General features: G+C 63.9%; 13 protein-coding genes. 8 read left to right on the top strand and 5 right to left on the bottom strand.

Going from position 1 to position 13,844, the window contains the following annotated elements; all coding sequences use genetic code 11:
* The coding region (locus FTE24_RS00545) for a hypothetical protein (protein ID WP_202111694.1) at positions 1-527 on the bottom strand (527 nt) is incomplete at its 3' end.
* Between the two features lie 446 nt (positions 528-973).
* On the opposite strand from FTE24_RS00545, the gene FTE24_RS00540 reads away from it, so the two are divergent.
* From FTE24_RS00540 to FTE24_RS00505, 8 genes are all read left to right on the top strand, one after another.
* Positions 974-1,381 carry a NusG domain II-containing protein gene (locus FTE24_RS00540; protein ID WP_337189995.1) on the top strand — a complete coding sequence of 136 codons (408 nt, stop codon included), beginning with the start codon at positions 974-976 and terminating at the stop codon, positions 1,379-1,381.
* Positions 1,365-1,919 (top strand): Gx transporter family protein, encoded by a 555-nt coding sequence (locus FTE24_RS00535; protein WP_150234730.1) that lies wholly within the window; start codon positions 1,365-1,367, stop codon positions 1,917-1,919. The genes FTE24_RS00540 and FTE24_RS00535 overlap by 17 nt, the downstream gene beginning before the upstream one ends.
* Before the next feature lie 38 nt (positions 1,920-1,957).
* Positions 1,958-2,788 carry an ATP-binding cassette domain-containing protein gene (locus tag FTE24_RS00530; protein WP_150234732.1) on the top strand — a complete coding sequence of 277 codons (831 nt, stop codon included), beginning with the start codon at positions 1,958-1,960 and terminating at the stop codon, positions 2,786-2,788.
* Positions 2,785-4,182, top strand: coding sequence for an ATP-binding cassette domain-containing protein (locus FTE24_RS00525; protein WP_237401568.1), 1,398 nt, complete (start codon positions 2,785-2,787; stop codon positions 4,180-4,182). Before FTE24_RS00530 ends, FTE24_RS00525 begins: the two co-directional genes overlap by 4 nt.
* A complete protein-coding gene (locus FTE24_RS00520; RefSeq protein ID WP_150234734.1) occupies positions 4,167-5,003 on the top strand; it encodes an energy-coupling factor transporter transmembrane component T family protein in 837 nt (278 codons plus the stop codon). The genes FTE24_RS00525 and FTE24_RS00520 overlap by 16 nt, the downstream gene beginning before the upstream one ends.
* A 115-nt stretch (positions 5,004-5,118) precedes the next feature.
* Positions 5,119-7,218 carry a peptidase U32 family protein gene (locus FTE24_RS00515; RefSeq protein WP_150234736.1) on the top strand — a complete coding sequence of 700 codons (2,100 nt, stop codon included), beginning with the start codon at positions 5,119-5,121 and terminating at the stop codon, positions 7,216-7,218.
* 65 nt (positions 7,219-7,283) lie between these two features.
* The gene (locus tag FTE24_RS00510; RefSeq protein WP_150234878.1) at positions 7,284-8,717 is read left to right on the top strand and encodes an aspartate aminotransferase family protein; all 1,434 of its coding nucleotides are present in this window, start codon (positions 7,284-7,286) and stop codon (positions 8,715-8,717) included.
* Positions 8,714-9,592 carry a UbiA-like polyprenyltransferase gene (locus FTE24_RS00505; RefSeq protein ID WP_150234738.1) on the top strand — a complete coding sequence of 293 codons (879 nt, stop codon included), beginning with the start codon at positions 8,714-8,716 and terminating at the stop codon, positions 9,590-9,592. Before FTE24_RS00510 ends, FTE24_RS00505 begins: the two co-directional genes overlap by 4 nt.
* Before the next feature lie 83 nt (positions 9,593-9,675).
* On the opposite strand, the gene FTE24_RS00500 is transcribed toward FTE24_RS00505, so the two are convergent.
* The 4 genes from FTE24_RS00500 to FTE24_RS00485 all read right to left on the bottom strand — a co-directional run bounded on the left by FTE24_RS00500 (position 9,676) and on the right by FTE24_RS00485 (position 13,711).
* The gene (locus tag FTE24_RS00500) at positions 9,676-10,158 is read right to left on the bottom strand and encodes a heme-degrading domain-containing protein (protein ID WP_150234740.1); all 483 of its coding nucleotides are present in this window, start codon (positions 10,156-10,158) and stop codon (positions 9,676-9,678) included.
* Positions 10,159-10,246: 88 nt separating this feature from the next.
* Positions 10,247-11,227, bottom strand: a complete 981-nt coding sequence (locus tag FTE24_RS00495; protein ID WP_150234742.1) for a polyprenyl synthetase family protein — start codon at positions 11,225-11,227, stop codon at positions 10,247-10,249.
* Entirely contained in the window at positions 11,214-11,660 is a 447-nt protein-coding gene (locus FTE24_RS00490) for a hypothetical protein (protein ID WP_150234744.1), read from the bottom strand. The genes FTE24_RS00495 and FTE24_RS00490 overlap by 14 nt, the downstream gene beginning before the upstream one ends.
* A 176-nt stretch (positions 11,661-11,836) precedes the next feature.
* Entirely contained in the window at positions 11,837-13,711 is a 1,875-nt protein-coding gene (locus tag FTE24_RS00485; protein WP_150234746.1) for an FAD-dependent oxidoreductase, read from the bottom strand.
* Positions 13,712-13,844: the final 133 nt, after the last annotated feature.

Here is a 13,844-nt window from a genome sequence, read left to right as displayed (position 1 = left end):
CCGCCCTGCGGCTCGGCCTCCGGCTCCACGGGCCGGCTGCCTTCGTCCGGCGCCGCCTGCCCGCCGCCTCGCGCCGCGTCGCCGCCCTGCGGCTCGGCCTCCGGCTCCACCGGCCGGCTGCCTTCGTCCGGCGTGGCCTGTCCGCCGCTCGCCGCCGCGTCGCCGCCTTCCTCCGGACGCGAAGCCTCGTCCGAAGACCCGGAAGACCCGGCCTGGCCGGCCGGATCTTCCGCGGGCCGCGTCGTCTCCGCGGCCCCTGCCGTACCGGCATCGGCCGGCCGGACCTGTTCGCCGGTGCGGCTGCTTACAGCCGCCGAAGAGCCGCTGTCGGCGCCGCCGGAGCAGGCGCCCAGCACGGCGAGCAGCGCCGCCGCAGGCAGAGCCTTCAACGCGGCTCGGCCGAGTCGGCCGGCAAAGCCGGCACCGCTTTGAACCGGCGGAACGTTCAACCGGCCGCCTTTTCGTTCAACGCTTCGTTTGCTTGAGGAAAGATCCCCGGCCGCCGCTTCTTCTCCGTGATGCTGCATCGTTTGCGCCTCCTGTCCGCTGTTTCGTCCGGCGCGCCTATCGGGGGCGCGCGTCGTTTCCCTATTCTAACAGATTCCGCCCTGTCCGGCAGTCTCCCGCCGGACGTCCCCGCCCCCAACCCTCCGGCCTGCCGAAGTGGGGGAAGCGGAAGCGCCGGCTTCCCCCGCGTTCGGCGCCCATGCCCGCACGACGCCGCTGTCGATCCGCTGCCGTCTGCGTCCCGATCGGGTTTCCCCAAAATTTTAATGAAACTTGAGCAATTTGTGAAAAGGGCGTAAAACAGGGGACGCGGCTTCCCGGGAAGCATTGTCGAAAACGACAGGCGGGCGTATAATGAAGGCATCTAAGATTTAGGTATTCAAAAATGAGTATTTTGCAGCGGGGGCGTCTTTTATCGGCGTTATATGTGAAAATTGGTGCAAAGTACGGGTGAGGGAGCCAGGACATGAAAGGCAGGATGATGAAAAGGGGAGACTGGATTCTGATCGGAATCGTCGTGATCGCGGCGCTTGCGTTCATCGTTCCCCGGTATTGGGGCGGACAAGAAAGTGAAAAAAATCACATTGAAAAACGCGTCGTGCATATCGAGGTCAACGGCGAAGCGTACCGGACGCTGCCGCTGACGGACGAGGAGCAGCTGCTCACGATCCGCACGGACGAAGGCTTCAACCAGATCAAGATTCACGACGGCGGCGTGGAGATGCTGGACGCGGACTGTCCGGACAAGCTGTGCCTGGGCTTTGGCTTCGTCACGCGGCCGGGGCAGCAGATCGTATGCCTGCCGCACCGCGTATCGGTGTTTATCGGAGTCGAATCGGGAGAGGAGCTGGAAGTCGATGACGTCGTTGGCTGAACAATCTTTGCTGCTGAAAAAAACGGTGATCCTGGCGATTTTTGCGGCGGCTGCCGTCGTGCTGGGTATCGTCGAATCGCTGATCCCGCTCGGCAGCTTCATGGTGCCCGGCGCCAAGCTCGGCCTTGCGAACATCATGATCCTCACCTGCCTCTACTTTCTCGGCGGCAGGGACACGCTGATGCTGGTCGTGCTGAAGACGCTGCTGACCGCCATGCTGCTGGGCACGTTCTCGATGCTGCTGTTCAGCCTGTTCGGCGCGGTGCTCAGCTTTGCCGTCATGTACGGCCTGATGAAGATCAGCCGCAAACGGCTCAGCCTGATCGGGATCAGCGTCGCGGGAGGGATCGCGCACAATATCGGGCAGCTCGGCGCGGCGGCGATCGTGATCGACTCGCTGAACATTTTCTACTATTTGCCGGTGCTTATGATCGCGGGCGTGGCGACGGGCATCGTCGTCGGTATTGCGGTCCGCTATCTGACAAACGCGCTGGGCCGGATGAAAATGTTCGCTCCGTTCGCGCCGGATACGTATTGAACGCCGCCGCGGGAGTGCGGCAGGAAGGAGGCCAAGCCATGCAACGGGAGACGGCGCCTGCGATCGAACTTCGGGAGGTCGCGTTCGCCTACACGGCCGAAGAGCCGGTGCTGCACAGCATCGACCTGCGCGCCGAGCGCGGCGAATGGATCGCGATCGTGGGAGCGAGCGGCTGCGGCAAATCGACGCTCGTCCGGCTGTTCAACGCGCTGCTCCAACCGCAAAGCGGCAGCGTGTCCGTGTTCGGCGAACCGCTGACGGAACACAACGCGCCGCTTATGCGTGCCCGGATCGGGATGGTGTTCCAGAACCCGGACAACCAGTTTATCGGGGAGACGGTGGAAGAAGATCTGGCGTTCGGGCTGGAAGGATTGTGTCTGGATCGGGCCGAGATGGAGCGCCGCGTCGCGGAATACGCAGACAAGCTGCGGCTGTCGCCGCTGCTGATGCGCCATCCGGGCGAGCTGTCCGGCGGCCAGATGCAGCGCTGCGCGGTCGCGGCGTGCCTGGCGATGGAGCCGGAGCTGCTCGTGTTCGACGAAGCGACGTCCATGCAGGACGAACGTTCGCGGCGCGAGCTGCTGACGGTCATGCGCGAGCTGAAGGCGCAGGGCACGTATACGATCTTTTCGGTGACGCACGACGTGGACGAGATGCGGGCGGCGGACCGGATCATCGCGCTGCAGGGCGGAACCATTCGCGCGGATGCGGCGCCGGACGTTTTTTTCTCGGATGAGCGGCTGCTGCGGGACTGCGGGATCGAGCTGCCGTTTCGGCTGCGGCTGGACCGGCGGCTGGCGGAACTCGGTATAGACGCAGACCGGGAAGCCGGCGCGGAAAAAGAAGGCGAAAGGAGGGATCGATCATGAAGGCATGGATCAAACGGCAGGCCGGAGCGGCGGGTCGGATCGGAGCGGTATTGACGGGCCGGGCATCTGCGCGAAAAAAAGGCGGAGACTCCGGCGGCTTGGCAAAGCGTGCCGATTCGGCCGGGAGCCAAGTACCTACTGTTGTGGAGGCGGCCTCTGGGGCAGCCGCGTCCGCACATTCGGCGCCGGTGACGGCGGCAGAAGCGGCGGCGACATTTGAAGCGGCATCGATATTTAAACCAATGCCGGCAGTCCAATCGGTATCCGTATCGGCAGCGGCGACGATATCCGGGTCTTCAAAGACTTCGCCGCCGGACCTCGCGATCGAGCTGCGGGACGCGGATTACGCCTATCAGGCGGGCACGCCGTTTGCGGCGGCGGCGCTGCACGGCGTGAACGTCCGCATCCGCCGCGGCACGCTTGTCGGCATCGCGGGCGGCACCGGCTCCGGCAAGTCGACGCTGCTGCAGCTGCTGAACGGTCTGCTGCTGCCGACCGGCGGCTCGGTCCGCGTGCTCGACCATACGCTGCTACCCGGCATGCGCCGGCCGAAGCTGAACGATTTGCGCCGGCGCGTCGGCCTTGCTTTTCAACTGCCGGAACGGCATCTGTTCGAAGACACCGTCGAGAAAGACCTGATGTTCGGTCCGCTGAACTTCGGTCTGCCCCGCTTGCAGGCGCAGGCCCGGGCGGCGGAAGCGCTGCGTTCGATGCGGCTCGGCGACAATCTGCTGCCGCGGCATCCGCTGACGCTCAGCGGCGGGCAGATGCGCAAAGTCGCGATCGCTTCGGTGCTGGCGGCGCGGCCGGAGATCCTGATGCTCGACGAGCCGACCGCGACGCTCGATTCGGCGGCGCGCCGGGAATTGATCGGCACGCTGGCGAAGCTGTGCCGCGAAGAAGGGCGCACGATTCTGATGGTGACGCACCGGATCGAGGAGCTGATGGAAGTCGCGGACGAATGGATCGTCATGCACGAAGGGCGCGCCGTGTTTCAGGGCGACGCGGACGAGCTCGGCGACCGGCAGGGCGAACTGGAAGGATGGGGCGTGGCGGTGCCGGAGCCGCTGTCGTGCTGGGCGGAATGGACGTCCCGCCTGCCGCAGCTGGCGGCGCTGCCGATGCCCCGCACGGCGGAAGAGATGGCGCTGCGGATTGCCGAAGCGGTGAACGCTTCGGACGGCGTGGAGGCGGCCGATAGAGCGAAAAGGGTGTTGGCGGAAAGCGGGAATACGTATCCGGGAAGCGGAAGTTCCGGGGCGAAGCGGCCCATGCCGCCGGAATCGGCTGATCCTGCCGATTCCATCAATTCCGGCGATCGCGTCGATCCCGGCGATCCCACCGAAGCCGACTTCCCCGCCGAGAGGAGCCTGCGCGTATGCGTGACAAACTGATTCTGGGCCGCATGATTCCGACCGGTTCGCCGGTGCACGGTCTCGATCCGCGCGCGAAGATCGCGGCGATGCTGCTGTTCACGGCGGCGCTCGTGCTGTCGGACGGCTGGCCGGCGCTTGCGCTGCTTGCGGCGTGCGCCGCCGCGGTGCTGGCCACGACGAAGATTCCGCCGCGCACGTATGCGCGGGCGCTGCGCCCGCTGCGCTGGCTGATGCTGTTCGTCTTCTTGTTCCAGCTGCTTGGCGGAGCGGGAAGCGGCGCGGCGGAACTGCCTGCGGCGGGCGGCGGAGCTTGGGTCTGGACGCTTGGTCCGGTCACGCTGACCGCGGCCGCCGTGTCCGGCGCGCTGCTTGCGGTATGCCGTATGGCGCTGCTGATCCTGTTCACGTCGCTGCTGACGTTCACGACGACGCCGTCGATGCTCAGCCGGGGCGTCGAAGGGCTGATCCGGCCGCTTGCCCGCAGGGGAACGGGAGCGGAGCGGTTCGCGCTCATGCTGCGGCTTGCGCTGCGCTTCATCCCGGCCCTGCTGGAAGAAGCGCAGACCATTCTCAAAGCGCAGGCGGCGCGCGGCGCGGACTACGAAGAGATGAACATGCGATCCAAAGCGCGCCTGCTGCTCTCGCTGCTCGTGCCGGTCACCGTCGGCGCGTTCCGGCGGGCGGAAGAGCTGACGACGTCGCTCGAAGCGCGCGGCTACCGAATCGGGGCGCCGCGCACGGCTTACCGGCCGCTGGCCTGGCGCGGCGCGGACACGGGATTCATGCTGCTGTTCGTGCTGCTGCCGATCGGAACGCTGCTGCTGCGGCTGGCCGCCTGAGCGCGCCGCCGCTCCAAAGAATTCTTTTGACGCATACGGACTTGAACTTGAATGTGAACTTGGACTTGAACAGGTAAACGGCACGGCTGCAAGCATACAAAAGGGGGAAACACATATGGCACGTTATTTTCAGGGAAGAGAAGTCGAACTGCTCGCTCCGGTCGGCACGTTCGACATTTTCGGGACGGTTATTCGGGCGAACTGCGACGCGGTCTATTTCGGCGGTCCCGGACTCAATATGCGCATGATGCGCAAAGGCTACAATTTTAGCCGGGAAGACATCGTCGAAGCGGTCAACGTCGCGCACGGGCTCGGCAAAAAAGCGTACGTCACCGTCAACAACATGCTGAGCGAGAGCGACGTGTCGGAAGCGGGCGACTATCTCGCTTTTCTGGACCGGTCCGGCGTCGACGCGATCATCGCGCAGGATCTGGCGGTTCCGTCGCTGCTGCGCGAACAGGGACTTGCGCTGCCGGTGCACGCTTCCGTCATGCTCAACGTACATAACGTCGAGATGGTGCGCGCCCTGCAGGAGTTCGGCGTAACGCGGGTCGTGACGTCGCGGGAGATGGACCTGCGCACGGCGCGGATCATCGCGGAGCAGACGGGCATCGAGATCGAATATTTCGTCCACGGCGATATGTGTTCGGTGCACGGTGCCAACTGCTACATCAGCTCGCACCTGTTCGGAATGAGCGGCAACCGGGGCAAATGCCTCAAGCCGTGCCGCTGGGATTACCGCATGAAAAAAGACGGCTACGTCTACAGCACCCCTTATCCGCTGGCGGCCAAAGACATGAATATGTACGAACATCTGCCGGAACTGATCGACGCGCACGTCACTTCGTTCAAGATCGAAGGCCGCATGCGCGACAAAGAGTTTATCTCGGCGCTCGTCAACAGCTACGGCGACGCGATCGACCGCTATCTCGATGATCCGGTCGGTTTCGACCGCGGCACGGACAGCGAGGAGCTGCACAAAAACCGCAAGCGCGATTTCTCCACGGCGTACGCGTTCGGCCGGCCGGGACTGTCCAACATCAACCGGCGCTACGAAGGCACGGGCAAATTTTACAGCACGGGCAAAGTGTTCAGCACGCCGACGGCGGAGCGCGAGAGCAGCGAATCGGCGGTGCGTGCGGTGCGGGAAGGACTGCGGCAAGCATCCGGGGAAAAAGCGGCCGGCGCCGCGCCAGCCCCTGCGCCACAGCGCAGCGCGCCCAAGCTGACCGTTCGGGTCAACAATATGGAGCAGGCCCGGGCGGCGCTCGAAGCGGGCGTGGACGAGCTGTTCCTGTCGGGCGACGTGCTGCTGCCGGACCGCGCGTTCGGCCGCCGGCAGATCGAGCAGCTGGCGCAGCTCAAAGGAAATACGCGGCTCGTGCTGGCCACGCCGCGCATGATGGACGAGATGCAGTTCGAGCAGTACGAGACGCTGCTGTCCGGCGGCGTGACGGGACTGGACGCGCTGCTGGTGACGAATATCGGGGCGGTCCGCCGCTTCCGGAACTTCGGCCTCCCGCTGATCGGCGACCTGTCGCTGAATCTGTACAATCATATGGCCGAGCGGATGTACCGCGAGCTGGGCGTGGAACGGCTGACCGCTTCGATCGAAGCGAACCTGCCGGATCTGGCCGCGCTGCTGGGCCGGACGAACGGAGAACTTGAGCTGACCGTGCACGGAACGCCGGTCGTCATGTACATGGAACACGATCTGTACGAAAATACGGAAGTCTACGAGCCGATCGCCGAAGAAAGCAACCGTTACGTGCGCGACGACGTGCTCGTGCTGATGACGGACAAAGGCGAAAGCCCGGTCTACAAAGACGTCCACGGCCGCTGCCATTTGACGACGTCCAAAGAACTTTGCCTGCTGCCGGTCGTCGGCGAGCTGATGGAGGCGGGCATTACGCATTTTCGCGTTGAAGGTTCGACGTATGCGCCGGAGCGGCTCGGCGAGCTGCTGGGCTTGTATCGCCGGGCGCTGAACGAGCCGGAGCGGGCGGCCGAACTGGCCGAACGATTGGAGCCGGCTTTTGCCGGCTTTACGCTGGGTGCGCTCGCTTTCGGCCGCGCGGACCGCAGCACGCCGGCCGATCGGCCGGCGGCTCTGGAGGCGGACAACGGCGAAGCCGCGGCAGACGGCGGCGAAGGACAGTCCGAACAATGCGAAGCGGCGGATATTCAAGCGGCGCTTCAGACAACGAAAGGGTGAGCGGGATGGAGGGACACGAAGTGGGAGCAACGGGATCGGGAAGCGCAGCGGAAAAGGAACCGCGAATGGAACTTGAGCCGGGAACGGAAACGGAAATAGAAGCGGGCCTTAACCGGAGCGCCGACGCCGGAGCGGATACGGGCGGCATCCCGAGTGCCGGGCGGCCGACGCTGACGGCGCAGGAAGTGATCGCGCTGCGCAAAGCGCATTTCTTCCCGTGCACGCAGCATTTCTACCGCAATCCGCCGGTGCTGGTCTCGGGCTCGATGCAGCGCGTGACGGACAGCGAAGGCCGCGTCTATACCGACTTTTTCGCGGGCGTATCGGTCGTGGCGAGCGGGCACTGCAATCCGGCGATCACCGAGGCGACGGTGCGGCAGACGCGCACGCTTCAGCATACGACGACGATCTATCTGACCGAGCCGTCCGCGCGGTTGGCGCAGCGGATGGCCGGGCTGCTGCCGGCGTATCCGAAAGTGTTTTTTTGCAACAGCGGGTCCGAAGCGAACGAAGGCGCGCTGATGCTGGCCCGCCGCCATACGAAGCGCAAAGGCTTCATCTCGCTCACCGAATCGCTGCACGGCCGCACGGCGCTGACGATGAGCGTGACCGGCTTGTCGATGTGGCGGGGCGATCCGTTCCCGGACGAGGACGTCCATTTCATTCCCCGTCCGTATGCGTACGGCGTGCCGGCGCAGGAAGCGGCGGAGCTGTCGCTGAACGCGCTGCGCGGCGTGCTTCAGAGCGCCGGCGACCGGATCGCGGCAATGATCGTCGAGCCGATCCAGGGCAACGGCGGGATGGTCGTCATGCCGGACGGGTATCTGGCCCGCGCCAAAAAGCTGCTGGACGAATACGGCGTGCTGCTGATCGCCGACGAGATCCAGACCGGCTTCGGCCGGACGGGCGCGCTGCTCTGCTCCGATCAGCTCGGCGTGCAGGCCGATATCGTCACGCTGGCCAAAGCGCTCGGCGGCGGCATCCCGATCGGCGCGTTCGCGGCGACGGAAGCTGTCGCCGCTTCGCTCGATACGCCGTCGGCGTCGACGTTCGGCGGCAATCCGGTCTCGGCCGAGACGGCGCTGGCCGTGCTCGATTACGTCGAGTCGCAGCGGCTGCCGGAACGCGCGGCGCGTCTCGGGACGGCGCTGAAGCTTGGGCTGGAGCGGATGCGGACGTTCTATCCGCGCATCGTCTCGGAAGTGCGCGGCCTCGGCCTGATGCTGGGCGCGGAACTGCATGCGGACGAGCCGTCGCTCGGCGCGGCCGCGGTTGACCGGGTGCTGGAAGAGATGAAGGACCGGGGCTTCCTGATCGGCAAAAACGGCGTCGCCCGCAACGTGCTGGCGTTCCAGCCGCCGCTCGTGATCGACGCTTCGGACATCGAAGCGATGCTGGAACAACTGGACGCGGTGCTCGGCGGCCTGGAGCAGGATCGCCTCCGCGCCGAGGAACGATCGGCGCAGGCCGATTCCCCGAGCGGGGAAAAAGCGCCATGAGCGCGGCTTTGCGCAGCGCGCTGACCAAGACGCGCGACTTCGGATCGCTGGTTATGTTCTCGCACACGCTGTTCTCGCTGCCGTTCGCGATCATCTCGATCGTCTGGGCGGCCGGCGGCCTGCCGGACTGGCGCGTCGTGCTCGCTTCGCTTCTGGCGCTGGTCGCCGCCCGCAACGGCGCCAACGCGTTCAACCGGCTGGCCGACCGGGAGTTCGACGCGGCCAATCCGCGCACCGCGCATCGCCATCTGCCGCAGAAGCGGCTCGGCGTACGCGAGGTGTGGATCTTCGTGATCGTCAATTATGCGATCTTCGTCGCGGCGGCCGGCATGCTGAATCCGCTGTGCCTGATCCTGTCGCCGGTCGCGATCTTCCTCATCTCTTCGTATTCGTACACGAAGCGCTTCACCTGGCTCAGCCATCTGTATCTGGGCTTTACGATCGCGTCGGCGCCGATCGGCGCCTGGTTCGCCGTGACGGGCGCGTTCGCGTTCACCCCGTTCGTGCTCGGCACGATCGTCATGCTGTGGATTGGCGGGTTCGATATTTTGTACGGCACGCAGGACATCGAGTTCGACCGCGCGCACGGGCTGCATTCCATCCCGAGCGCGTTCGGCCTGAAGCCTGCGCTGTACATTTCGCGCTTCCTGCATCTTGTCATGGTCGGGCTGCTGCTGTTCCTGTTCTTTTTCCGCGATCTCGGCGCTTGGTACCTGATCGGTATCGGGCTGGCGGCGTTCCTGCTCCTGCTGGAACACGGCATCGTGAAGCCGCATAACCGCCGGCTCATGCAGGTCGCTTCGTACAATCTGAACCAGGTCATCAGCCTGCTGATCCTGTCGTTTACGATGCTGGATTATTTCTGGACAATCTGAATGGTATATAGAAAAAGACGTCCGGCTCAAGTAGGCCGGGCGTCTTTTTGCATGAAACTTTTTCGATTGCGGAAGCCGGGCGATCAGCCCTGCTGCTCGGCCAAAAAGCGGCGGATGCCGGAAGTCACGAGATCGTGATCTTCCTGGTCCGGCAGGCCGGATACGGTAATCGTGCCGATCAGCCCTTCGCCGGCCAGCATGAGCGGGAACGCGCCGCCGGCCAGCACGTATTCGTCGTCGCTCAAGCCGTAGTCGCCCGCAAGCGTTTGGTTTTCGCCGCGAAGCTGGAGCGCCGCATGCCAGGAACTTTTGACGAAACGGGCCACCGTATTGTTTTTGCGGCGAATCCAGTCTTCGTTTTCCGGCGAAGTGCCTTCCATCGCGTGCAGGAACAGCCGGTGGCCTTGGCGGGTAATATCGACGGTCACCTTTTTGCCGGTCCGGCGGGCTTCCTCGATCAGGGTCAGTCCGAGCGCGAGAGCGGTCTCGGCGTCGAACGAAACGAAACGCAGTTCTTGTTCTTCCTGCCGCATTTGCGACAGCTTTGTTTCGGGAGTGACGGACATGGGGCGAATATCTCCTTTGTCGGGGGCGTGAATGCCCGGGTAGTGGAATGCATTCATTTCGACGCCGGGCCGCCTTTTTCCTCTTGTCCTAAAATTTCCTTCCGCCGAAATAGTCGGCCAGCTTCAGCAGATCGGCCGAAGCGGCGTATTCGCCGAGCGAACGGGCGATCTCGCAGGCTCGCTCAAGCTCCTGCGCGCCGAAGCTTTCCGCGCGTTCCAGGGCTCCGCTGCTGCGGATCTTGTCCAGCAGCGGAGCGATCAGGGCCGGATCGGTATCCCGGCCGACGCTTCGGATCTCCGCCGCGAGCGCGGGATCTTCGAGCGCGTACAGCACGGGCAGCGTCACCTGCCCGCCGAGCAGGTCGCTTCCCGCCGGCTTGCCGAGCTGCCGGGACGAAGCCGTCAAATCGAGCAGGTCGTCCCGGATCTGGAACGACAAGCCCAGATGCTCGCCGAACGCATGCAGCCTGCGGCAGATCTCTTCCGGCGCCCCGGCGGCGCGGGCGCCGAATTCCAGCGAGACGGCCATCAGATGGGCGGTCTTGCGGCGGGACTTGGACAAATACTCGTCCAGCCCGAGATCGTAGTCGTAAGCGTGTTCGAGCTGCTCGTATTCGCCGAGGCACAGTTCGGCCGTCGCGAACGAAGCGAAGCTTGGCCGGTCGGCGCCGGCTTTGACGTCGGCCTGGGCCATCAGCTCGACGACGCGGGCCGACATGTAGCTGCCGACGTACAGCGCTTTGGCCGGCCCGATCCGTGTATGCAGCGCGGGTTCGCCCCGCCGCAGCGCCGAACGGTCGATCAGGTCGTCGTGAATAAGCGACGCCGTATGGATAAATTCCGCAGCAGCTGCCAGCTGGAACAGGCGGGGATCGTCGGCGCGTTTGCCGAAGCGGCCGCCGACGAGGACGAGCATCGGCCGCAGCCGCTTGCCTCCGGCGCCGATCGTGCGCAGCAGCGCGGCGGCCAGCTCGGAGTTCGGCGGAAGGTCTTTGTCGCTTTTGACGATGCGCTTCATCTCGCGTTCGATGCGGCGCAGGTCGATTCGCAGAGCGTCAGGCAGGTTCATGCGGCCCGGCCTCCTTCGCGTCCGCCAGCGCCCGCTCGAAAGCGGGCAGCAGGGCGATCTCCGCGCTTCGGCCGAGCGCGCGGGCGATCTGGACTTTTTTGACGAACGGGGCAAGTCCGCGCAGCAGCGATTCTTCGCGGCATTTCAGCGCGTATTGGACGTACAGGCTGTACAAATAGTCGCCGTCCAGAATGCGCCGCGTCAACTGCGGATCGTCCAGCCGAATCGGTTCGGCGTGGCGGGCGAGCGCGGCATCGAGCAGCGCATAGACGGCAAGCAGGCCGGGCTGGCGGAGCGGTTCCACGGCGCAGCGTTCGAACGCGGCCAGCGCGGCGTTCAGCGCCGCCCGGTCCGGCACAAGCCGGATACGTGTGACCGGATCGATCTCGGCCTGCAGACGTTCCAGCGTTTCCCGGATTATTGTATCGTTCATTGAAGCACCCCTTGACGGACTAACAAAATACCGAATCGGCGTACATACCGTATTCACTCGGATTCCTCCACATTATGAGTCAAATTCGTTCATTATGCAAAACGGCGGATCGAAAAAAGCGGGGCCATGTGCGGGGTAAGCTGCACATGACCCCGCCGCAGCGCAGAGCCGGTCGGTCAGTCGGTATAGAGGTACCAGCGCTTGGCAAACCAAGTTTTTTTCCAGTATTTCTTGAGCCACGGCAGGACATAATAGTCGAGTCCGAAGATGCTGCCCGAACCGCCGATAAGGGCGAACGCGGCGAACCAGTACCACCACATATCGGTCGGAGCCATACCGGACGACCAGATCATCAGGCCCATGCCGATCGTGGCGATCGAAGCGATTGCCGAGAACAGGCCGACGATCAGCAGGATGCCGAACACGATTTCCGCGGCGACCATGCCGATTTGGAAAGCGGTCGCCAGCCACGTGTAGCCGCCGTCGCCGGTATAGAACATCAGATCCATCATCGAGCTGACCATGTCCGAGACGAAGCCCGGCACAGGGATGGCCTGCACGGCCTGGCCGGCGTTTTCGACCGCGGAAGCGGCCGCCTGGGCATCGACCGCCGTCGCCACGTTGCCGACCGCTTCGGAAGCGGCACTGACGACGTCGGCATGCGGATCGGGCGGGATCAGGAAAATATGGTTCGGGTCGGCCACGACTTTTTGCAGCTTGTCCCAGCCTTCATGCAGCCACATCCAGCCGACGAACACGCGCAGCGGCACGAGCCAGAAGTTCGGCGAGCGCTTCGAGAAGTGTCCGCCGAGGAACGTCCGGCGATCATGGGCATGGAAAATCTCGTGCATGAGATACGTCCACACTTTATTGAAGCCGAGCACCGTGAACAGGTACAGCACGTTGATCGCGTGTTTGGCGAACATCGCGAAAATTCCGGTCAGCGAGAAAAATTTGCCCGGCAGCCCTACGCTCGCGACGCCGTACCGGCTGCCGATCGACACCATCATGCCGTGAAAAGCCGGTTTGTACGATTTATGGGTGCCGCCTTTGATATCGGCCGTAATATTGTGCGCGATCAGCGGAGCGGCATGTTCGGCGTTCTCGACCATCTGCGGAACCGGGCGTTCTTCGCCTTCCGGAATGAAGAAGATGTTGTCGCCGACGACATAAACGTTTTCGTGATCGAGGCTTTGCAGCTTGTCGTTCGTCTCGATCCGCTTGCGGCCTTTTTGCTGCACGTCGAGCTTGTCGAGAATGTCCGCGCCTTCGACGCCGGCTGTCCAGATGACCGTACGCGCCGTCAGCTTCTGGCCGCTGAGGTCCACGCCGGTGTCGGAGACGCCCGTAATCGGTTTGCCGGTAATGATCTCGATATCGAGCTTTTTAAGATACCGTTCGGATTTGGCGATCAGCTTCTCCGGCAGCAGCGGCAGGATTTTCGGAGCCATATCGGCCACGATCATGCGCACTTCGGACGGATCAATATAAAATTCCCGGCACAGTTCGCTGCGGTATTCGGCCATTTCGCCGATCAATTCGACGCCCGTGAAGCCCGCGCCGACGACGACAAACGACAGTTTCTCCCGGCGGATCGCCGGATCTTTTTCCTGCGACGCTTCGGTGAACATCCGGCGGAACCGGTCTTTGAGCTTGACCGCATCGTCGTAGGACCAGAGCGTATAGCTGTGTTCCTGCGCGCCGGGGATGCCGAAGAACGTCGGCTTGGAGCCGGTCCCGATCACGAGGTAATCGTAAGCGTAGGACGCCTGCTGCCCCTGGAGCGAGCGGGATTCGAAGTCGATGCCGCCGATCTCGTCGAGCACGACGTCGACTTTGAGGCCTGCAAAAATCTTTTTCAATTCGATTTTGACCGCATCTTCCGGTGTCCGGTTCGCGGCCACTTCATGCAGTTCGGTCAGCAGCGTGTGATAAGGATTGCGATCGATCAGCTGGATCTGGACATCGGTATTTTTTTTGAAGTTTTTGGCTAATTTTTTCGCGGTCAGGACGCCGCCGTAGCCGCCGCCGAGAATTACTATTTTTGTCATCGGGTCAACCAACCTTTCCATTGACGGAGTTCGCGTACCTGCCGGACCCGCCGAACGATTCGGGGATCGGGCAGGCAGCGGTCCGCCCGTTGCTTCAAGTTAAGAGTGAGAGTGGAACGGGTCCGTGCCGCTG

It is taken from the genome of Saccharibacillus sp. WB 17, assembly GCF_008634075.2.
Taxonomy (GTDB): domain Bacteria; phylum Bacillota; class Bacilli; order Paenibacillales; family Paenibacillaceae; genus Saccharibacillus; species Saccharibacillus brassicae.
This window is presented reverse-complemented; position numbering and strand designations above follow the sequence as displayed.